This window comes from Citrobacter sp. Cpo221 (assembly GCF_030332345.1).
GTDB lineage: Bacteria > Pseudomonadota > Gammaproteobacteria > Enterobacterales > Enterobacteriaceae > Citrobacter > Citrobacter portucalensis.
On sequence record NZ_JAOWIA010000029.1, the window covers coordinates 337,788 to 357,620 of the forward strand.

At 51.3% G+C, this 19,833-nt stretch carries 21 protein-coding genes; 6 read left to right on the forward strand and 15 right to left on the reverse strand.

Annotated elements, in window-relative coordinates; translation table 11 throughout:
- Window positions 1-34: 34 nt before the first annotated feature.
- The 8 genes from rna to citC all read right to left on the reverse strand — a co-directional run bounded on the left by rna (window position 35) and on the right by citC (window position 7,689).
- Complete coding sequence (gene rna, locus OGY72_RS02735) at window positions 35-841, reverse strand: ribonuclease I (RefSeq protein ID WP_286546689.1); 807 nt, start codon at window positions 839-841, stop codon at window positions 35-37.
- A gap of 110 nt (window positions 842-951) precedes the next feature.
- A complete protein-coding gene (gene citT, locus OGY72_RS02740; RefSeq protein ID WP_003831271.1) occupies window positions 952-2,415 on the reverse strand; it encodes a citrate/succinate antiporter CitT in 1,464 nt (487 codons plus the stop codon).
- 25 nt (window positions 2,416-2,440) lie between these two features.
- Window positions 2,441-3,346 carry a triphosphoribosyl-dephospho-CoA synthase CitG gene (gene citG / locus OGY72_RS02745; protein WP_003831272.1) on the reverse strand — a complete coding sequence of 302 codons (906 nt, stop codon included), beginning with the start codon at window positions 3,344-3,346 and terminating at the stop codon, window positions 2,441-2,443.
- A complete protein-coding gene (citX, locus tag OGY72_RS02750) occupies window positions 3,315-3,869 on the reverse strand; it encodes a citrate lyase holo-[acyl-carrier protein] synthase (protein ID WP_126318858.1) in 555 nt (184 codons plus the stop codon). The genes citG and citX overlap by 32 nt, the downstream gene beginning before the upstream one ends.
- A 3-nt stretch (window positions 3,870-3,872) precedes the next feature.
- Window positions 3,873-5,405: a citrate lyase subunit alpha gene (citF, locus tag OGY72_RS02755; RefSeq protein ID WP_286546693.1), complete on the reverse strand. Its 1,533-nt coding sequence runs from the start codon at window positions 5,403-5,405 to the stop codon at window positions 3,873-3,875.
- A 9-nt stretch (window positions 5,406-5,414) separates the two neighbouring features.
- Window positions 5,415-6,323 carry an aldolase/citrate lyase family protein gene (locus OGY72_RS02760; protein ID WP_126318854.1) on the reverse strand — a complete coding sequence of 303 codons (909 nt, stop codon included), beginning with the start codon at window positions 6,321-6,323 and terminating at the stop codon, window positions 5,415-5,417.
- Window positions 6,320-6,616 carry a citrate lyase acyl carrier protein gene (citD, locus tag OGY72_RS02765; RefSeq protein ID WP_003831276.1) on the reverse strand — a complete coding sequence of 99 codons (297 nt, stop codon included), beginning with the start codon at window positions 6,614-6,616 and terminating at the stop codon, window positions 6,320-6,322. Before citD ends, OGY72_RS02760 begins: the two co-directional genes overlap by 4 nt.
- Complete coding sequence (gene citC / locus OGY72_RS02770) at window positions 6,613-7,689, reverse strand: [citrate (pro-3S)-lyase] ligase (protein ID WP_003831277.1); 1,077 nt, start codon at window positions 7,687-7,689, stop codon at window positions 6,613-6,615. The genes citD and citC overlap by 4 nt, the downstream gene beginning before the upstream one ends.
- 391 nt (window positions 7,690-8,080) lie before the next feature.
- Between citC and dpiB the strand changes: the two genes are divergently transcribed.
- Entirely contained in the window at window positions 8,081-9,742 is a 1,662-nt protein-coding gene (gene dpiB / locus OGY72_RS02775) for a sensor histidine kinase DpiB (RefSeq protein WP_126318852.1), read from the forward strand.
- Window positions 9,711-10,391, forward strand: coding sequence for a two-component response regulator DpiA (gene dpiA, locus OGY72_RS02780; protein ID WP_286546697.1), 681 nt, complete (start codon window positions 9,711-9,713; stop codon window positions 10,389-10,391). Before dpiB ends, dpiA begins: the two co-directional genes overlap by 32 nt.
- A 116-nt stretch (window positions 10,392-10,507) precedes the next feature.
- Here dpiA and dcuC read toward each other — a convergent pair whose 3' ends face one another.
- Window positions 10,508-11,893 carry an anaerobic C4-dicarboxylate transporter DcuC gene (gene dcuC, locus OGY72_RS02785; protein WP_003022136.1) on the reverse strand — a complete coding sequence of 462 codons (1,386 nt, stop codon included), beginning with the start codon at window positions 11,891-11,893 and terminating at the stop codon, window positions 10,508-10,510.
- A 462-nt stretch (window positions 11,894-12,355) separates the two neighbouring features.
- On the opposite strand from dcuC, the gene pagP reads away from it, so the two are divergent.
- Together pagP and cspE are read left to right on the forward strand one after the other, a co-directional pair.
- Window positions 12,356-12,919, forward strand: a complete 564-nt coding sequence (pagP, locus tag OGY72_RS02790; protein ID WP_003831280.1) for a lipid IV(A) palmitoyltransferase PagP — start codon at window positions 12,356-12,358, stop codon at window positions 12,917-12,919.
- A 189-nt stretch (window positions 12,920-13,108) separates the two neighbouring features.
- Window positions 13,109-13,318, forward strand: a complete 210-nt coding sequence (cspE, locus tag OGY72_RS02795; protein WP_000034825.1) for a transcription antiterminator/RNA stability regulator CspE — start codon at window positions 13,109-13,111, stop codon at window positions 13,316-13,318.
- 52 nt (window positions 13,319-13,370) lie between these two features.
- Here the strand turns inward: cspE and crcB are convergent, their stop codons facing one another.
- Complete coding sequence (crcB, locus tag OGY72_RS02800) at window positions 13,371-13,754, reverse strand: fluoride efflux transporter CrcB (RefSeq protein WP_003831281.1); 384 nt, start codon at window positions 13,752-13,754, stop codon at window positions 13,371-13,373.
- A gap of 90 nt (window positions 13,755-13,844) precedes the next feature.
- Between crcB and OGY72_RS02805 the strand changes: the two genes are divergently transcribed.
- Both OGY72_RS02805 and tatE read left to right on the forward strand, forming a co-directional pair.
- On the forward strand, window positions 13,845-14,633 hold the full coding sequence (locus OGY72_RS02805; RefSeq protein ID WP_286546700.1) for a deaminated glutathione amidase: 789 nt from the start codon (window positions 13,845-13,847) through the stop codon (window positions 14,631-14,633).
- Between the two features lie 128 nt (window positions 14,634-14,761).
- Window positions 14,762-14,965, forward strand: coding sequence for a twin-arginine translocase subunit TatE (gene tatE, locus OGY72_RS02810; protein ID WP_003022699.1), 204 nt, complete (start codon window positions 14,762-14,764; stop codon window positions 14,963-14,965).
- Between the two features lie 98 nt (window positions 14,966-15,063).
- On the opposite strand, the gene lipA is transcribed toward tatE, so the two are convergent.
- From lipA to rlpA, 5 genes are all read right to left on the reverse strand, one after another.
- Complete coding sequence (gene lipA / locus OGY72_RS02815) at window positions 15,064-16,029, reverse strand: lipoyl synthase (protein ID WP_286546704.1); 966 nt, start codon at window positions 16,027-16,029, stop codon at window positions 15,064-15,066.
- Window positions 16,030-16,235: 206 nt separating this feature from the next.
- Entirely contained in the window at window positions 16,236-16,877 is a 642-nt protein-coding gene (gene lipB, locus OGY72_RS02820; protein WP_032942682.1) for a lipoyl(octanoyl) transferase LipB, read from the reverse strand.
- 114 nt (window positions 16,878-16,991) lie between these two features.
- A complete protein-coding gene (ybeD, locus tag OGY72_RS02825; protein ID WP_003022706.1) occupies window positions 16,992-17,255 on the reverse strand; it encodes a DUF493 family protein YbeD in 264 nt (87 codons plus the stop codon).
- A 106-nt stretch (window positions 17,256-17,361) separates the two neighbouring features.
- Entirely contained in the window at window positions 17,362-18,573 is a 1,212-nt protein-coding gene (gene dacA, locus OGY72_RS02830; protein ID WP_003022711.1) for a D-alanyl-D-alanine carboxypeptidase DacA, read from the reverse strand.
- A 142-nt stretch (window positions 18,574-18,715) separates the two neighbouring features.
- Window positions 18,716-19,825 carry an endolytic peptidoglycan transglycosylase RlpA gene (gene rlpA / locus OGY72_RS02835; RefSeq protein ID WP_032942683.1) on the reverse strand — a complete coding sequence of 370 codons (1,110 nt, stop codon included), beginning with the start codon at window positions 19,823-19,825 and terminating at the stop codon, window positions 18,716-18,718.
- Window positions 19,826-19,833: the final 8 nt, after the last annotated feature.

Consider the following 19,833-nt stretch of genomic DNA (forward strand, 5'->3'; position numbering starts at 1 on the left):
GACCGACGCCAGCTCGCAGCGTCGGTCGCAAGTTTCAGTATCCGACTTTGTCGATAATAAACTGTTTACCGCAGTTACCCGGATGCGGTTGCGGTAAGAATGACTGGGCAGATAACGTCTGGTTGATGTTGTCGGCTTTCAGGGATAACTGGATCTCAGTGAGATACGCTGGATTACCGTGGCAGCTTAGCTTCACAGCTTTGACGTTCTCTTTGCCCCAGCTTTTGGCAACGGCGGCGTCAAATGCGTTACGGCTGACGGTTTTGCCGTAGTTTTCCGCCAGGAATTTGCCCATCTCGCTGTTCTTAACCTCATTATTCAGCCGTACCATAGTGCCGAAGTATGTGTCGGGATCAAAACCGAAACACGCGCCATGTTTGGCATATTCGTAACGTTCCAGACAGGATCTCCCTCCAGCACCGGGCATTACAGCGCTGAGTTTTGCCGCGCTTTCCAGCGACAGTCCGGTTTCGGGGGCCGCGCATTTACGGCTTGCGCGGGCTTCAGGCAGGTTGGGAATGGGGCGAGTCGCGCAGCCAAAACGCATCCAACGGCGATTGTCTACTCCACGGGCGGCAATGGATTTAGGCAGACTGGGCCATAAACCGTGAACGGTCAGGAAATCCGCTTTGTCTGCGCTCTCTTTTTGCAAACGACATTCGTCAGGCTCCTGACGATTACGCTCGTGTTGGCTCTGACAAAATCCGGTTTGCCAGGAGAGAGCCAGCACGTAGCTGTCAAAATCAGCGTACTGTTTTGCCTGAAGTTCATCGGCTTGAGCTGCAGAAACTGGCAGCAGGAGTGCTGCCAGCAACGAAGAATAACGCCATGTTGATGTCATGATGATTTCGGACACTTATATAAATTCTGAATATCATCTATTTAATCATAAAAAATGCCAGTCAGGTTTAGCTGACTGGCATCATTTTCATCAGGCGTGAACCGGGATGATTAGCTCCACATTGCCAGAATCGGCCAGCCGACCAGCAGAAGCATAGCGATGTAGATAACGCCGAAGATAGCACCCAGACGCCAGTAGTCTTTTGACTTCACATAACCACAGCCGTAGATGATAACGCCAGGGCCTGTTGCATATGGAGTCAGACAGCCCATGATACCGATGGACAGTACCAGCAGGATACACAGGTGTTCCATCGGGACGCCCGGGATACCTTTACCGACGGCCAGAATAACCGGCAGCATGGTGGCGGTGTGAGCGGAAAGGCTGGCAAACAGGTAGTGAGCAAAGTAGAACACCAGTACCAGAACGATCACGGTCGCGTTAGGCGAGAAGCCTTCCAGGTGCGTGCTCATAGTGTTGGCGAACCAGTCGATGAAGCCTGAACGGGTTAAACCATTCGCCATAACGACCAGCGTGGCGAGGTTAACCAGAGTGTTCCATGCGCTGTTATAACGGGTAATGTCTTTCCACGGTACAACGTGCAGCGCCAGCATCAGGGAAACAGCCAGCAGGCCCACTGCGGTTGCATCAATCAGTTTACCACCGAAGACCCACAGACCCAGACTGAGCAATACCAGACCGATCAGCGTTATCTCTTTACGGGTCAGTTTACCCATGCCTTTCAGTTCATCACCGGCCCAAGCGGCAACTTCAGCACTGTGAGTAACTTCTGGTTTGTACAGAACGTATGACAGCCACGGAGCAACGATCAGCAAAATAATACCGACCGGCAGGAAGCTAAGGAACCACTGCAACCAGCTGATTTGAATACCGGCAATTTTGTTGACGAATTCCAGACCCAGTACGTTAGGTGCAGCGCCGGTCACGAACATTGAGGAGCTCAGGCTGGTACTGATGACCATCATCCACATCAAATATCCACCGATACGGCGCGCGGAAGGATCGTTCGGGAATGATTTAAACAACGGCGGCAGGTTTTTGATTACCGGGAATACGGTGCCACCGGTACGCGCGGTGTTAGATGGAGTAAACGGTGCCAGCAGAATGTCGATGATAACAATCGCATAGCCAAGCGTCAGGGTACGTTTACCCATGAATTTCACCAGGAACAGCGCGATACGACGGCCCAGACCGGTGACTTCATAACCCAGTGCGAAGATAAACGCACCAAACACCAACCACACGGTGGTGCTGGAGAAGCCAGCCAGACCCCATTTCAGCGCTTGCTTGCCCGCTTTAAACGCCGGGTCGGCCAGTTCTGAAGCATCAAACAGCAGATAGTTGCTGCCGATAACGCAGATCGTTACGGCGATAAAGCTGATCGCTGTTGCCGGGATTGGCTCAAGGATCATACCGACAATCATTGCCACGAATACGGCAAAGTAGTGCCAGGCCTGTGGAGGCATTCCATCAGGGACGGGGATAAGAAACATGACACCCATGACGACCAATGGGGCCAGTAACTTCCATATTTTATCTTTTGCTAAAGACATGTGTGTGATTCTCCGGAAAGGATCTTTAATTGTGATAATGATGAACTTGTGAAATCTGAGCTAAAAACCAGGTGACGATCAGCAGATCGGCGCAGCCTCCGGGACTGAGGTTGCGTTCAATGCACTGTTGGTCGAACTGGTGTAGATATTCGAGATCGGCAGGGGTACGAATCCCCCCTTGCTGCATCAGGGCGGTGGCCTGCTGCTGTAGCCAACGCAGACCTTCTGCGCCGCCACGTGAAGCCACGTTGGTGTCGCCGTTGATAGACATCAGCAGCAATAATGTGTCGAGTAACGCCAGTTCAGGGTCGCGGCCCTGAGTCAGCAGTGCGCGGTAGTGCGGCAGGGCATGCTGGATGACTAGCGGATATCCCGCTTCGGCTTCGCCCCGTGCGCCGGTTAATCCCAGTTGCTGATAAAGACGTTGGCCAGCCGTGAGTTGTTGATTGTTCTGGCGCAGTTCGCGCTCGGTCAGGCCACGGCAAAATGTTGCTGCCGTAGAGCAAATGGTTTCAGCGGTAACAGTGAGTTGGAGCTGGTGCAGGCGGCCAATGGCGGCGCACAGCAGTCCCAGTGAAAAGATGCTCCCTTTATGGGTGTTCACCCCGGCGGTGGCGCGGAACATATCGGCTTCGCAGGCCATGCCCAGCGGGCGCAGTCCTTTCAATACATCCTCAGGCGACAGCTGTGCGCTAAACGCCCCATATTCAATAAAACGTGGCAGCCATGACTGAATCGCTTCAGCGCTGCGATGAAAATCTTCCAGCGCCATATCTTTATGCGCGCCGTTGTTAATACGATCTACCAGACCGGGTTTGGGCGACAGGTTGACTTCAGTCAACATGGCGCGCCACGCAAGCGTTGCGTAAGCATCAGGCAGATCCAGAGGGAGGACTGCGTTATTGGTTGATGTTGCGGGAATCGGCATCATGCAGCAGTGCCTCCATCTGAGTGAGTAAGTCGGAAAGCGCGTGGGTTTTACCCCGCGCACAGTCGGCAGCACTTTGCTCGCACAGCAGACAGCGGCGGGCAGGGAGTGCGAAATGACGCCGGGACAGAATTTCCCCTTCAGGGGTCAGGACATCGATGTCCCATAGCCGTCCCAGCGGGTGTGAATGCTCAAGTTCAATTGTGGCGAGCTTGAGGTCGTGGGCCGGAGCCTCAATAGACAAAAGACCTTCTGGACCGCTGGCAGAAACCAGCGCTGTTTGCTCCCTGACAATCCAGGTGGATTGTTCCGCCAACGCGAGCAAGGCGGTTACGCCGTGATTAAAGATATGACGGGTTAATTCGCTGTCTTTAATCGGTCCCGGTGCGACGACGGTAAACGAGACCAGCGGCGCAGAGTGGCGTGTCAGCCACTCCTGTTGCCTTGCCTGTCTCTCATCGCGGCTGGCGAGCAGCTCGGGAATGGAAACCGCGTGTCGGGTGGCGTATTCAGGGAGCAGGTGCATGGTTTATTCCTTCACCTGATGCACAACGTCAATCACTGAACCATCGCGGTAACGCACAACGGCAATCACGCGGTCAGTGAATTCGATAGCGCGTGGCTGACCGGTGAGCTGCTGTGCACGTTCGCGCAGCCTTTCAATGGACACCACTTTCATACCGGCTTCTTTCAGACGTTCTGCCAGTTCCGGACGTGCAGGGTTGACGGCGATACCGTGGTCAGTGACCAGAATGTCAACGCTGGAGCCTGGGGTTACACAGGTCAGCACGTTATCAACCAGGGTCGGGATGCGTCCGCGAACCAGCGGCGCGACGATGATAGACAACGCAGCGGCAACCGCGGTATCGCAGTGACCGCCGGATGCGCCGCGCAGTACGCCGTCAGAACCGGTTAGTACGTTCACGTTGAAGCTGGTATCAACTTCCAGCGCGCTGAGCACCACGACGTCCAGACGATCGACGGATGCGCCTTTTGAGCTCCAGTTGGCATACTGGTTGGCACTGATTTCGATATGGTTTGGATTGCGGGCCAGCGATTCCGCGGCGTTACGGTCAAAGCTCTGAACGTCCAGCAGTTTGCGAATCAGGCCTTTTTCGTGCAGGTCAACGATGGTAGCGGTAATGCCGCCCAGCGCGAAGTCGGCACGGATATCGCGGCTGCGCATTTTGTCTTCCAGGAAACGCGTAACGGCCAGAGAGGCGCCGCCGGTTCCTGTCTGCAGTGAGAAGCCTTCGTTGAAGTAGCCGGAATTAGCAATGACCTCAGCCGCGCTACGGGCGATTAACAGTTCACGCGGGTTGGTGGTCATGCGGGTCGCATCGGCACCAATTTTGTCAGCATCGCCAACCTGATCGATCTGCACGATCAGATCTACCTGATCCTGCGTAATGCTGGCCGGGTTATGCGGATAGGTCAGCAGCTGTTCAGTCAGCAGGACAACCTGTTTCGCGTTTTCGGCGTCTACGCGGGCATAGCCCAGTGAGCCGCAGCACGCTTTACCGGTATAACCGTTGGCGTTGCCAAACTGGTCGCAGGACGGCACGCCGAGGAACGCCACATCAATGCTGAGCTCCCCACTTTGCACCAGGTGCACACGGCCACCGTGGGAGTGAATTTGTACCGGTTCGGCCAACAGGCCACGTGAGATTTCTTCCGCCAGCGGACCACGCAGACCGGAGGTATAAATGCGGCTAACCACGCCCTGACGGATGTGCTCAACCAGTGGAGCATGACAGTCGCTCAGAGAGCTGGAGGCCAGCGTCAGATTTTTAAAGCCCATATTGGCGATGGCGTCCATCACCAGGTTAATCGTCAGATCGCCACCACGAAAAGCGTGGTGGAAAGAGATGGTCATACCATCCTGTAAACCTGAACGACGAATAGCGTCTTCCAGGTTAGCGCACAGCTTTTTGTCGCGCGGTTTTTGCGCCTGCAATTCTACTTTTGCGGTGCTCTGGTAAGCGGAAAGCTCACTTTCTGCATGACGGCTCCAGGTCGCCACGCGATCCTGGCGTTGAGACTGTTCGATTTTCTGCGTCATTTTTTTGCCTTATTCTTCGCGAATGCCGGAAAGTTCTGCACGGGAGATAACCAGAAGGGCGCGCTCGATAACCGGGCTGTCGACCATTTTGCCGTTCAGGGAAACTACGCCACGACCTTCGCGAGCAGCGGCTTCAGCGGCTTCCACAACCAGACGGGCGTGAGCCAGCTCTTTGCGCGTTGGGGCGTACAGGTTATGCAGGAGTTCGATCTGGCGCGGGTTGATGAGCGATTTGCCGTCAAAACCCAGTTGCTTGATGTGTGCGGCTTCGTGCAGGAAACCCGCTTCGTTGTTGGCATCGGAATACACGGTGTCGAACGCCTGAATACCGGCAGAACGTGCAGCCTGCAAAATAGAGCAGCGGGCAAACAGCAGTTCAGTACCTTCCGGTGAGCGCTCAGTGCGCAGGTTACGTACATAGTCTTCCGCACCCAGGGCAATACCGATCAGACGTTCGGAAGCATGGGCAATTTCTACCGCGCGAGTAATGCCTAACGGCGATTCGATGGCGGCTAACAGACCGGTGCTGCCTGGCTCACGGCCACAGGCGTTTTCGATACGCAGAATTTCGCTTTCGATGTCGATGACATCCTTCGCGGTATCGGTCTTCGGTAAACGTACGATGTCAGCACCGCCGCGTACCACAGCTTCAAGGTCGTTGATTCCCCATTCGGAGTCGAGTGCGTTTACACGCACGATGGTTTCAACGTCGTGATACAGCGGATGCTGCAGCGCGTGGTACACCATGCGGCGAGCGGTATCTTTTTCACGCAACGCGACAGAGTCTTCCAGGTCGAACATCAGCGCATCTGCCGGGTAGATGAACGAGTTGCTGACCATGGCGGCATTGGCGCCCGGTACGAACAACATGCTGCGGCGAGTACGGGTTTTACGTTGTTGCAAAGATTCGGAAATCACTGGCAATCCTCCCATGGCAGTGCCGGAATACCGCCAGCGCGGGCCAGTAGTGCTTCCAGTCGCGCACGTAAAATGCAGTCCAGTGCGCCTTTATCATCAACATTCAATTGCACGCCGCGTACGTTGTAGCGGGACAGAACGTCCAGAATGGTGGCCCGTATGGCATCACCGAACTGCTTTTCGACGCTACTGTTAACCTGCAGGTCAATATCCTGCGAATCGAGTGGGGCGATGCGAATCATCACATCACCGGACTCGAGTGTGCCTGCGACGGCTGCCTGGTTTATTTTCATTTTTCACCTGTTGCTAATGCGGGGGTATTTTGGCGGACTGCCGCACCCGATGAGGCTCGTTCAACCATGCTTTGCAGATACTGCAGCGTGGCGTCAGGGACCAGGGATGCGATAGCCGTGAGATCTTTTTTAACCAGCAGCTTGCGCACCCAGGAGGCGGAAATCGGCATCTCCTGGAAACACAGCCGCTCAATTTCCACCAGTTCAATCGGCGGGGCGGGAAGCGTTGGGGTCTCCAGCCAGTAACGCATATCGTTGTTATACTGGGAGGTGACAGTGCAATACGGCTCAGTACCGACGAAGCGGTGCGTGACGCCGAGAGCCGGAGCCAGATACTGGCGGAAGATTTTCAGGTCTATTTCGGTGTAGCAGTGGTTAATAACGCTCTGCTCTTTGATGAAGTAACACGGGAACGTGGCGCGGGAAATGATGTACTCCGAACCGCGATGCACGGTTAAACGTGGAATGTCTTTTGTTCCTTTAAGCACCAGATCCAGGCGGTCTTCATACGGAAAACGTGAGGTATCTTCTTTCACCAAAAACAGATGCAGCCAGTCACATTGCGCGGCTGCCTGTTGGATCAGAAAACGGTGTCCGTTGGTGAAGGGGTTGGCGTTCATGACGATACAGCCAATTTTTTTCCCATCATGACGCTGTTTTGCCAGTGATTCGGCGTAGCGTTTCAGACGTGTGGTGCTGTTTTCCATCAATACCATAATGCCGGGAACGCTGGTGAGCGTAGAAAAACCGCACTGTTTAAACAGCGATTCGTACTCGGTTTTGGTATAGATGAAGAGGTGCGTACAATGGCGTTCATAGGCAAGGTTGATTAACTCGGTCGCCAGCGTTAGCGCTAAACCCTCGCCGCGGACAGATTCACAGATTGCGACACACTTAATAATATTCCCAGCGATACCACCGCAGGCAATCAGACGGTCGTCACGGGTGACGGTGATAAATACTTCGACGGTCGTATCTACGCTCAAATCATTCTCTTTCAGAAATTGCGCGATAGCCGCCATCTTTTTATTTTCTGAGCGTTTAACTTGCGTGAATATATTATTACCGAACATAGTGAATAGAGCCCCGATGCTATATTTGTTACTGGGTTTCTGTTTTTGTTGCTCTGTTTAGCAACCTGATAACGTTTTGTTTGCAATTGAAGGGAATGGTTTTTTATTACGGAGTATTTCTTTTTTTCCCTGCTGCATACATCGTAAGGGGTATTTTGGAGGTAATTTTTGATTTATTTCACAATAAGTTAGAAGGTTTTAATGTGTTTTATGGTTTTAAGTTTTTTAATTAATTTAACCCTAAAATAAGGTGTGGTTTTAATTTGTTTAATTGATTTAAGGTGGGGAATCTGCAACGATCATGTTTTATACCATAACGTGTAAATAGAACATTTTAATTACAACTACAATGAGAAATTAGTTTTAGTTAACGTCGGTGAGGAAAAATGTGATGACAGAACAGAAAAATAAAACACGGTTTCCTTTTTTCCGCAGTCTGGCGTTTCCTTTACGTATCTTTCTGCTTATTCTGGTCGTTTCTGTTTTTATCATTGCCGCCCTGGCACAATACTTTACCGCCAGCTTTGAAGATTATCTGGCAACGCATGTCCGCGATATGGCAATGAATCAGGCCAAAATCATCGCCTCTAACGACAGTATCATCACGGCGGTTAAGCATCGTGATTACAAGCGGCTGGCGACGATTGCCGACAAACTGCAGAGCGGAACTGACTTCGACTATGTGGTTATCGGGGATACCAACTCCATTCGTCTATATCATCCGAACCCGGAAAAGATTGGCTATCCGATGCAGTTCACCAAACCCGGCGCGCTGGAAAAAGGGGAGAGCTACTTTATTACCGGTAAAGGGTCCATCGGGATGGCAATGCGCGCTAAAACGCCCATCTTTGATGACGATGGCAAAATCATTGGCGTAGTCTCAATTGGTTATCTGATCAGCAAAATCGATAGCTGGCGATCGGACTTCTTACTTCCGATGGCCGGCGTGTTTATCCTGCTGTTGCTGGTACTTATGCTGCTCTCCTGGTTTTTCGCTGCCCATATTCGTCGGCAGATGTTGGGTATGGAACCGAAACAAATTGCGCGGGTGGTACGTCAGCAGGAAGCGTTGTTTAGCTCGGTATATGAAGGATTGATTGCCGTGGATCCTGATGGATATATCACCGCAATAAATCGCAGTGCGAGGAAAATGCTGGGGCTGTCTTCACCTGGGAGAAAGTGGCTTGGAAAACCGGTGAGTGAGGTGGTTCAGCCAGCGGACTTTTTCACCCAACAGATTGCGGAAAAACGACAGGATGCGATGGTCAACTTTAATGGACTGAGCGTTATCGCCAACCGTGAGGCGATTCGCTCCGGTGACGAACTGCTTGGGGCAATCATCAGTTTTCGTAGTAAAGATGAAATTGCTACTCTTAATGCGCAGTTAACGCAGATCAAACAGTATGTAGAGAGCCTGAGAACGCTGCGTCATGAGCACCTGAACTGGATGTCGACCATCAATGGTCTGCTGCAAATGAAAGAGTATGACAAGGTTCTGGCCATGGTGCAGGGAGAATCCCAGGCGCAACAGCAACTGATTGACAGCCTGCGCGGCGCGTTTGCCGATCGTCAGGTAGCCGGTCTGTTGTTTGGCAAGGTGCAGCGCGCGCGGGAACTGGGTCTCACCATGACTATTGTTCCGGGCAGCCAACTGCATCAACTCCCCGAGGGGCTGGATAGCACAGAGTTTGCAGCAATTGTTGGCAATCTGCTTGATAATGCATTTGAAGCGAGCTTGCGCACCCAGCAAGGCAACAAGGTCGTAGAGCTTTATTTGAGCGATGAAGGGGATGACGTGATCATCGAAGTTGCCGATCAGGGATGCGGTGTGCCGGAAGCATTGCGTGAAAAAATATTTGAACAGGGTGTGAGCACCCGTACCGATGAACCAGGTGAACATGGCATCGGTTTGTATCTTATTGCAAGTTATGTGAGGCGCTGTGACGGGGTGATTACGCTCGAAGATAACTCCCCCTGCGGCACCTTATTTTCTTTATTTCTTCCGAAAGTGAAAAAAAACAATGACGGAACCATTAACGCTATTGATCGTTGAGGATGAAACGCTACTGGCGGAAATGCATGCTGAATATATCCGCCATATACCCGGCTTCAACCAGATTTGGCTGGCGGGTAATCTTGCGCAGGCGAGGATGATGATTGAGCGTTTTAAGCCCGGTTTGATTCTGCTCGATAACTACTTGCCGGACGGCAAGGGAATTACCTTATTGCATGAGCTAACCCAGGCGCGTTATCCGGGCGGTGTGGTGTTTACCACGGCGGCCAGCGACATGGAAACAGTCTCCGAAGCTGTGCGCAGCGGCGCGTTTGATTACCTGGTCAAACCCATTGCCTACGAGCGGCTGGGGCAGACCCTGACGCGTTATCAACAGCGTCGACGCATGTTGGCCGGTAATGATAGCGCCAGTCAAAAGCAGATAGATGAGATGTTTAATGCCTACGCGCGGGGCGAGCCGAAAGGGGATTTACCGACCGGGATTGATGCGTTAACGCTGAATGCAGTGTTGAAATTATTCGCCGATCCGACGGTACACCATACAGCAGAAACGATCGCCCAGGCGCTCACCATCAGCCGAACGACTTCCAGACGCTACCTGGAGTACTGTGCCAGCCGTCATTTGATTATTGCGGAGATTATTCACGGTAAGGTGGGTAGGCCGCAGCGTATCTATCACGGCGGCTAAATGCTAATTTCTGACGTAGGCCGGATAAGATGCTTTAGCATCGACATCCGGCAACGTTGCAGTCGAAATGCCGGATGCGGCGTGAATGCCTTATCCGGCCTACATTTCACTGAGTATCAGCCGCCAACGACGGCTGAAGAAGAGCCTGGTACCATCACTTCAGTTGCGATAATCACAACCAACAGCCCAACCAGAACCGGAACCGAAGTACGTTTCACCACTTCGAACGGAGAAATCTTCGCCATACCTGCAACAGCAACCACCACGCCGGAGACCGGGGAGATTGTGCGTCCAAGGTTTGACGCCTGCAGCATCGGGATAACAAGGTAAGCTGGGTTAATGCCGGAGGAATGCGCCAGCTTAGGGATCATCTCAACGAAGGCATAGAACGGAGCGTTACCGGAACCCGTAGTCATTGCCGCCAGCATAGTCAGGATCACCAGCACCATCATCAGAATAATGCTCGCCGAACCAAACGAGGTGGCGATAGAAATCAGACTCTGAATAAAGCCGATTGTGCTCAGACCCTGGGCAAAAACACCCGCAGCGACTAACAACATCACCACGTTAGCAAAGGCATCCGCCATGCCACGGTAAGCGACTTCCAGACCAGAGAAAACCTTTTGGGTGTTGAACCCACGTACGAATTCCAGAATAGCTGCGATGAGCATGCACAGAACCAGAATCGTAATGATATGCAGCTGCGGGCCCCATTTACCATCAAAAATCAGGACGCCAACAATCGGGGTAAACGGCAGAATGGCGTAAAATGACGGGGCAGTCGTGGTGATTTCAGCTACATCTAACATTTCATGAGAAATGTTCTCTTTTTTATCCAGAAAACGCTGCCAGAAAAAGTGGGCAATCGCCATAGCAATGATGGCGGCAATGGAAATTGGCAGCGTGGTTTTAAAGGCGAAATCGATCAGCGGCATTTCCGCAGCTTTTGCCGCCAGCACCACATCACCGGATGTTGGTGAAAGAATAATTGCAGCAGGGGAGGCGCAAATGGCCGCTGCGGCGCCACGGCTGATCCCTACGTTAACCATGACCGGGAACAGTGTTGCCATCAGCAATACGCCCAGACCGGTTGCTGACGAAACCGCCAGTGACATCAGGCAGGCGACAAAATAGGCGGCAATCATTAGCAGGTAAGGAGAGTTGATGTATTGCAGAGGCTTGGAGGCCAGCTTAACGACCATATCGTTCGCGCCAATATGGGTCATATAAGCGGCAAAACCACACAGCATCATGATCATCATGCCGAGATCGCCACCACGGCTCATCAGCAAAATTTTAATATATTCAACAATGTCTGTTGCCGTATAGCCTGTCGATGCCGCGCTGGACGGCAAAACTTTATGCCCCATCAGCGCACTGATAATCAGCAAAACCAGACCGCCAACAAACAGTACGCCTGTCGCGGAATAACCTTTAATGATGTAGCGCGCTACACCCACAATAACCACAACCCCAATAAGGAGTTCAATAAATGTCAACATCGTTTCCCCTGTCGCATTGCTGCCCAGAAAGTAAAAAAACTAAAAAAAGTAAAAAGTGGTGACAGAATGTGCCTAATAAACCGATAACTCTTGCTGATTAAAATCAATAAAAATACGGATTCAAGCGATGGCTAAGCCGATTTTTCAGCATCGTGGTTAAAAAAAGAATCTCACAATAAAAAACTGTGAAGTGCAGCGCCGCTGTGTGTGTTTTGTGGTGATATTGATTCTTAATTGTTAATTTATTGTAATGTTATTTAACTTTTCCCGCAGGAAAGAACAATTTAATGGCAATAAAGAGAAAATAGTTCCTATCAGATGACTCAATAAATTCATGGATATTTATCTTAAAAATTATAGGCTGAGGATTATTCTGATTTTTTAGCTGCGCATTTTTGTTAAGCTAACATTAAGGTTGGGTTTGCTACAATTAATAATAAATCCCAGGATGGTAATTAAGTTGTGATTGTCGCTAAACGATATTTTCTCATTTTTTCATTTCTTTTTATTCAGTTAGCTTTCATTCCCCAGGGCGCTGCTGAAGATAAAGGTTGGTTCGCTACTTTTAAAGACAATGTCAGTGAAACCTGGCAGCAGCCAGAACATTATGATCTGTACGTGCCGGCTATTACCTGGCATGCGCGTTTTGCTTATGATAAAGAAAAAACGGATCGCTACAATGAACGCCCATGGGGGGCGGGCTTTGGTCAATCTCGTTGGGATGATAAAGGTAACTGGCACGGGCTTTATATAATGGCCTTTAAGGATTCCTACAATAAATGGGAACCCATTGGTGGTTATGGCTGGGAAAAAACCTGGCGACCGCTGGCAGATGAAAATTTCCATACAGGTCTCGGTTTTACCGCTGGTTTTACCGCGCGCGATAACTGGAACTACATTCCGGTACCCGTGCTGTTACCGCTGGCATCGATAGGGTATGGTCCGGCAACGTTCCAGATGACCTACATTCCGGGAACGTACAACAACGGTAACGTCTACTTTGCATGGATGCGTTTCCAGTTTTGATGGACTACCTGTATTGTCAGGTGGATTATTAAAAAGTCTTTTAAAAACAGTGTGATATTAACTTTAACTGAAAAATAACGCGACATTTATCACTTTTTGATAAAGTTCGACTGGACAAAGTCCACCACAATTGTTGTACTGATACCCGACACAGCATTTGTGTCTATTTTTCATGTAAAGGTAATTTTGATGTCTAAGATTAAAGGTAACGTTAAGTGGTTTAATGAGTCCAAAGGATTCGGTTTCATTACTCCGGAAGATGGCAGCAAAGACGTGTTCGTACACTTCTCTGCAATCCAGACCAATGGTTTTAAAACTCTGGCTGAAGGTCAGCGTGTAGAGTTCGAAATCACTAACGGTGCCAAAGGCCCTTCTGCTGCAAACGTAATCGCTCTGTAAGCATACGACAGCAAGCATTCAAAACCCGCTTAATTGCGGGTTTTTTTTCGCTTCAGTGCGCGGGAGAGGCCGAAACCAGCCAGAATGCCAGGGCGGTCATCGCAAATGATCCCAACAGATTAACCAGTACATTCACCATAGCCCAACCAAAGCGTCCTTCCTGTAGCAAAAACACCACCTCAGCTGAGAAAGTGGAGAACGTTGTTAGTCCCCCGCAAAAGCCAGTGGTAATCAGTACCTTCCACATTGGATCAATGTTAGTCATGCGATTAAACCATGCCAGACCCATACCAATGATAAATGCGCCAAGTAAGTTTGCAGCCAGCGTACCGAATGGGATGGCCTGATGGAGCGGGTTAAACCTCATGCTCAACATCCATCTTGCTACACTACCTGTACCACCACCGATAAAAACCGCTAAAAGGAGTTGTAACACTGCATAATCCTGCTATTTGATTGTATATAGGATGAGTGTAACGCTGAATAATCGTGGTTGGCGAGCCTAACAACGTTTTCTGGAGGAAATATGTTCGTTGCAGCAGGGCAATTTGCCGTGGGACCTTCATGGGAAAAAAATGCAGAAACCTGCGTCTTATTGATGTCACAGGCTGCAGGAGAGGGGGCGTCGCTGCTGGTATTACCGGAGGCGCTTCTGGCCCGTGACGATCTGGACCCAGACCTGTCAGTGAAATCAGCTCAACTGCTGGAGGGCGGATTTTTGATGCGCTTGCTGCGAGAAAGCGCGCAAAACGAGATGACGACAATCCTGACAATTCATGTTCCTTCTGTGCCAGGCCGGGCGTTTAACATGCTGGTGGCGCTACGGGCAGGTCAGGTCGTGGCCCATTACGCTAAATTACATCTCTATGATGCCTTTTCGATTCAGGAGTCACGTAATGTGGATGCAGGGGACGCCATAGCGCCGCTGTTGGACGTAGACGGGTTAAAAGTAGGGTTAATGACCTGTTATGATCTGCGCTTTCCTGAGCTGGCGCTGGCGCACGCATTGCAGGGAGCGGAAATTCTTGTCTTACCCGCAGCCTGGGTTCGGGGATCGCTTAAAGAACATCACTGGGCTACGCTTTTGGCGGCAAGAGCGTTAGATGCGACGTGTTACTTGATTGCGGCGGGAGAGTGCGGTAACAAGAATATCGGCCAAAGCAGGGTCATCGACCCCTTTGGTGTGACCATTGCTGCTGCGGCAGAAACGCCCACGCTAATTATGGCCGAGGTTTCCGCCGAGCGGGTGAGGCAGGTTAGGGCACAACTCCCGGTGTTAAGTAACCGACGCTTTGCGCCACCGCAATTATTATGACGTTTTTTTAAACAAGGCTTGATTCACCTTGTTACAGATTGCTATTGTGTGCGCGCGTCGAAAGGCCGTTAATATTCTCAGGTTAATATGGCGCTTTATGCAGCCTGGTTTAAGTCAAGAAGGTATCTATGGGTGAGATTAGTATTACCAAACTGCTGGTGGTTGCCGCACTGGTTGTTCTGCTGTTTGGTACCAAGAAGTTACGTACACTGGGTGGAGACCTGGGAACGGCAATCAAGGGCTTCAAAAAAGCAATGAACGACGATAATGCCGATGCTAAGAAAGATGCTGATGGTAGCGTTCAGGCTGAGAAGCTTTCTCATAAAGAGTAATGTCAGGAGCATGATGCTCATACTGCATACTCTGCATGAAAAAAAACCGGCAATCTGCCGGTTTTTTTATTGCTGAAATGTAAGTGAGTATTACACGATCACTTCACTTCCAGCCCTTTGGCCTGCATGTCAGCATGGTATGAAGAGCGAACGAATGGACCGCAGGCTGCATGGGTAAAGCCCATGGCCATAGCTTCGGCTTTCATCTCATCGAACTCATCCGGGCTCACATAGCGTTGAACCGGCAGGTGATGGCGGCTTGGCTGTAAATACTGTCCCAATGTCAGCATGGTGACACCATGGCTGCGCAGGTCACGCATGACCTCAATGATTTCCGCATTGGTTTCGCCCAGACCGACCATCAGACCTGATTTGGTCGGAATCTCCGGGTGCGCTTCCTTGAAACGTTCCAGAAGCTTCAGTGACCAGTTGTAGTCAGCACCAGGACGAACATTGCGATAAATACGTGGTACGTTTTCGAGGTTGTGGTTAAACACATCCGGCGGCGTAGCGGTGAGGATATCCAACGCGCGATCCATACGACCACGGAAGTCAGGCACCAGCGTTTCGATTTTAATCGACGGGCTTTTCTCACGAATAGCGGTGATGCAGTCAGTAAAGTGCTGAGCGCCGCCGTCACGCAGATCGTCGCGGTCAACGGAGGTAATGACGACATAGCGCAGCGCCATGTCAGCAATTGTCTGAGCAAGTTTTAACGGCTCGTTAGCATCAGGAGCAACCGGACGTCCATGGGCAACGTCACAGAATGGGCAACGGCGGGTACAGATTGCGCCGAGGATCATAAAGGTTGCAGTTCCGTGATTGAAACATTCAGCCAGGTTAGGGCAGGAAGCTTCTTCGCAGACAGAGTGCAGGCCATTTTTGCGCATTGCCGCTTTGATGCCCTGGATGCGAGTGGAGTCCGCTGGCAGTTTTATTTTCATCCATTCCGGTTTACGCAGCAGGGCTTCACGCTCTGTTGCCACATTTTTTACCGGGATAAGAGCCATCTTATCGGCATCGCGGTATTTAACACCGCGTTCCATCACAATGGGTTTACTCATAGCTTGCGTGTTCCAGTTGCGAATTACGAAGGAAAGCGTTTCAATTCAAGGGAATGTTGCATTTATCAACTATTTTTGAATTAGTGATACGCAGTATATCATTGAAACGGGCCAGAAAGCAGCCTGACAGGCTGGCAAAATGTAAAATAGTTGTTGTTTTGTGCCATTTGCCACAACATATGCCATGGCAAAGTATGCGCGTATTTTCAGTCCGCAATGTACTCGTGCGGTGGGTTACCCAACAGCGCCAGAATGTTGGCCAGCAGACGGGGGCGAACGCTCTCGGTCGTGGCAGTGCTATCCCACTGCGATACCTTCGCCATCTCCATTCCGGCATAACCACAAGGATTGATACGCAGGAAAGGCGACAAGTCCATATCCACGTTGAGCGCTAAGCCGTGAAATGAGCATCCTTTACGAATACGTAACCCCAAAGAGCAGATTTTCTTCTCTCCAACGTATACGCCAGGCGCATCGGCTCGCGGGTGGGCGTCAATACCGATTTCCGCAAGGGTATTCACAACGGTTTGCTCCAGCAGCGTAACCAGTTCGCGAACGCCAAGTTTACGACGCTTCAGATTCAACAGCACATACATGACCTGCTGGCCCGGTCCGTGGTAGGTCACCTGGCCGCCACGATCGCTCTGGATCACCGGAATATCTCCCGGCATCAGTACGTGCTCTGCTTTACCTGCCTGACCCTGGGTAAAAACAGGATAATGCTCTACCAGCCAGATTTCGTCATAACTGTTTTCATCGCGGGTATCGGTGAATTCGTGCATGGCCAGAGAAACTGGCTCGTAAGGTTGAAGACCGAGCTGGCGGACAAGAATTTTATCCTGATACAAAACGGCATCTCCGTAGATACTCACATAGAGTAGAGAATATAAAAGAGGGGAAAAAGTATATCACAGGAGGGAGGGGTTACCCGAGCGGGGATGCAGCGGGTAACCAACAGGTTTTTACAGCACCATGCGAACGATATCGATATTGCCTAATTCTTCGTACAGCGTTTCAACCTGCTCAATGTGTGTAGCAGTAATAGTGATTGAGACCGAGTGGTAGTTGCCTTTGCTGCTCGGTTTTACCGTCGGAGAGTAATCACCTGGCGCATGGCGCTGTACCACTTCAACCACCTGATCAACCAGCTCAGGCAACGCCTGCCCCATTACTTTGTAAGTAAATGGAGTAGGGAATTCAAGCAGTTCGTTAAGTTTGGTTTTCATGTCAGCTCCGGCGTTACATCAATAAATAATAACTCCCACAGCGCGTGGGAGTTATCTGGATACCTAGTATATGGGGACGTAAATCACACTTTCAAGTGTTCGATTTTTAGCCAAACCAGTGATGGAACATTAATTTAATGTAATCAATGATTTTCCCAAAGAAGTTGCCTTCAGGGATTTCCTGCAGGACTACCAGCGGGCGCTGCTCAATAGTTTTGCCATCAAGCTGGAAGTTGATGGTGCCGACAACCTGGTTTTTCTGCAGCGGTGCGTGCAGTTCCGTGGTGTTCAGCACATAGCTTGCTTTCAGATCTTTCATGCGGCCGCGCGGAATAGTCAGGTAGACATCTTTATCTACGCCTAACGATGCACGATCGGTATTACCAAACCAGGCGGGCTCTGAAGCAAACTCTTTACCGACTTTCAGTGGGTTCACGGTTTCAAAGAAACGGAAGCCCCAGGTCAGCAGTTTTTTACTTTCGGTTTCACGACCTTTATAGGTGCGGCCACCCATGACGGCGGAGATCAGACGCATCTGACCTTCGGTTGCGGATGCAACGAGGTTATAGCCAGCCTTGTCGGTATGACCGGTTTTGATACCGTCGACATTCAGGCTGTTATCCCACAGCAGGCCGTTACGGTTTAACTGACGGATGCCGTTAAAGGTGAACTCTTTTTCTTTATAGATAGAGTATTCGTTAGGGACGTCGCGAATCAGCGCCTGACCAATCATCGCCATGTCGCGAGCCGAGCTGTACTGACCGTCAGCATCGAGACCATGAACGGTCTGGAAGTGGGTGTTTTTCAGGCCCAGCGCGTTCACATAGCTGTTCATCAGACCGACGAAAGCATCCTGGCTACCGGCTGCGAAGTCCGCCATTGCCACGCACGCGTCATTCCCGGATTGCAGGTTGATACCACGGATAAGCTGAGAAACAGGAACCTGCATGCCAGGTTTCAGGAACATCAATGATGAACCTTTAAAGACCGGGTTACCTGTAGCCCAGGCGTCATTGCCGACGGTGACCAGATCAGTTTCTTTGAATTTCCCGGCTTTCATCGCCTGGCCGATGACGTAGCTGGTCATCATTTTGGTCAGACTGGCGGGATCGCGGCGAGTGTCAGCGTTCTGTTCTGCCAGAACTTTGCCTGAATTGTAATCAATCAGGATATATGACTCCGCATCGATCTGCGGAACACCCGGGATCATGGTTTTAATATTCAGGTCATCGGCATGGGCAGCAGAGAGAGAAGCTGCGCAGAGAGCCGCGGTGAGCGCCATACGCTGCACGAAACGAGCGGAAAAAGTGGTCTTCATGGTCTGAACTACGACGTCCGTGATGAAATTAAAAAAAGTGCCCTACTATAGCAAATGCAAAACGGGCAGGCATCTGACTTTCCGCGTGACTTTGTTAATGTCATTTACAGAAACTGACAGTTCAGATACCTGATTTACGTTATTACACGCCGGTGATGAAGGACTGTAATTGCGCCTCGGCTTGAAGACGCTGCTGCAATGTGGAGGCTTCAGCTTTGCTGGCGAACGGCCCCATCTGGATACGCCAGACTGCGCCGTTTTGTACCACCCGACCTGGGACGCCAAATTGCTGGCTTAAACGTTTTTGATACTGCTGCGCACGCGACTGCTCGCTGACTGCGCCAACCTGAACCACGTAGCGTCCGTTGGCTACTGCCGCTGGCGCAGGTGCAGCGACGGCGGCTGGTGTTGCTGCTGGTGCGGTTGGTGTTACCGGTGCGGTGGTGGTCGGTTGCGGAGCCGGAGTCGGCTCGCTACCTTCCAGCACGCCTGCAGCGAGCGTGGTCGGCGCACCGAGGAATCCACTGCTGTTCACTGGCGCACCGGTTGTATCATCGCTTTTCAACGTGGAATTGCTGATCGGACGAATATCGCCTTGCGGCTGACCCGCATCCGATGGCGCAGGCATGCTGCCCATATTGCCACCGCCGCTTAAATCAGGACGCGCGGGCAGGGCATAGGTTTGTTTCGCTACCGTGGTACAAGCCATTCCCGGCCCGGACAAGGAACCATCCTGGGCGACGATGATCGGGTCGATACGCACTTTGGTATTGTTGGAGGTATTCAGACGGTCGGCTGCTGCACGTGAAAGTGAAATCACGCGATCGTTGCCATAAGGGCCGCGATCGTTAATGCGCACGACAATCATCCTGCCATTTGCCAGGTTAGTTATTCTGGCATAGCTTGGGACTGGCAGCGTCGGATGCGCAGCGGTTAACTGCATCGGGTCGAACGCTTCACCAGACGCGGTTAAGTTGCTTCCGGGTTCCGCATCATAGATAGCGGCAAGCCCTGCCTGGCTAAAGCGGGAAGGGTCCTGGACGATTTTGTAGCTCTTACCATCACGCTGATAGTCCTGATTCGCCGTTGGGTTCAGGGGTTCAAAGCGCGGATCGGCCCCGCTGATTTCAACAATCGGACCATTACACACCGCAGGCTGCGGCGCGACAGCACCCTGTTGCTGACCATCATCACTCGAACACGCCGCGAGCATTCCTGCTGCGATGCAGATACCAAGCCACTGCTTACGCATTGCGTACC

Coding starts and splice junctions, on each gene's coding strand:
- OGY72_RS02805 (WP_286546700.1), top strand. CDS start 13,845: ATGTTCGTTGCAGCAGGGCAATTTGCCGTGGGACCTTCATGGGAAAAA.
- citG (WP_003831272.1), bottom strand. CDS start 3,346: ATGATGCCGATTCCCGCAACATCAACCAATAACGCAGTCCTCCCTCTG.
- ybeD (WP_003022706.1), bottom strand. CDS start 17,255: ATGAAAACCAAACTTAACGAACTGCTTGAATTCCCTACTCCATTTACT.
- citT (WP_003831271.1), bottom strand. CDS start 2,415: ATGTCTTTAGCAAAAGATAAAATATGGAAGTTACTGGCCCCATTGGTC.
- tatE (WP_003022699.1), top strand. CDS start 14,762: ATGGGTGAGATTAGTATTACCAAACTGCTGGTGGTTGCCGCACTGGTT.
- dcuC (WP_003022136.1), bottom strand. CDS start 11,893: ATGTTGACATTTATTGAACTCCTTATTGGGGTTGTGGTTATTGTGGGT.
- citD (WP_003831276.1), bottom strand. CDS start 6,616: ATGAAAATAAACCAGGCAGCCGTCGCAGGCACACTCGAGTCCGGTGAT.
- citX (WP_126318858.1), bottom strand. CDS start 3,869: ATGCACCTGCTCCCTGAATACGCCACCCGACACGCGGTTTCCATTCCC.
- citC (WP_003831277.1), bottom strand. CDS start 7,689: ATGTTCGGTAATAATATATTCACGCAAGTTAAACGCTCAGAAAATAAA.
- cspE (WP_000034825.1), top strand. CDS start 13,109: ATGTCTAAGATTAAAGGTAACGTTAAGTGGTTTAATGAGTCCAAAGGA.
- dacA (WP_003022711.1), bottom strand. CDS start 18,573: ATGAAGACCACTTTTTCCGCTCGTTTCGTGCAGCGTATGGCGCTCACC.
- rna (WP_286546689.1), bottom strand. CDS start 841: ATGACATCAACATGGCGTTATTCTTCGTTGCTGGCAGCACTCCTGCTG.
- rlpA (WP_032942683.1), bottom strand. CDS start 19,825: ATGCGTAAGCAGTGGCTTGGTATCTGCATCGCAGCAGGAATGCTCGCG.
- dpiA (WP_286546697.1), top strand. CDS start 9,711: ATGACGGAACCATTAACGCTATTGATCGTTGAGGATGAAACGCTACTG.
- lipA (WP_286546704.1), bottom strand. CDS start 16,029: ATGAGTAAACCCATTGTGATGGAACGCGGTGTTAAATACCGCGATGCC.
- dpiB (WP_126318852.1), top strand. CDS start 8,081: ATGACAGAACAGAAAAATAAAACACGGTTTCCTTTTTTCCGCAGTCTG.
- citF (WP_286546693.1), bottom strand. CDS start 5,405: ATGACGCAGAAAATCGAACAGTCTCAACGCCAGGATCGCGTGGCGACC.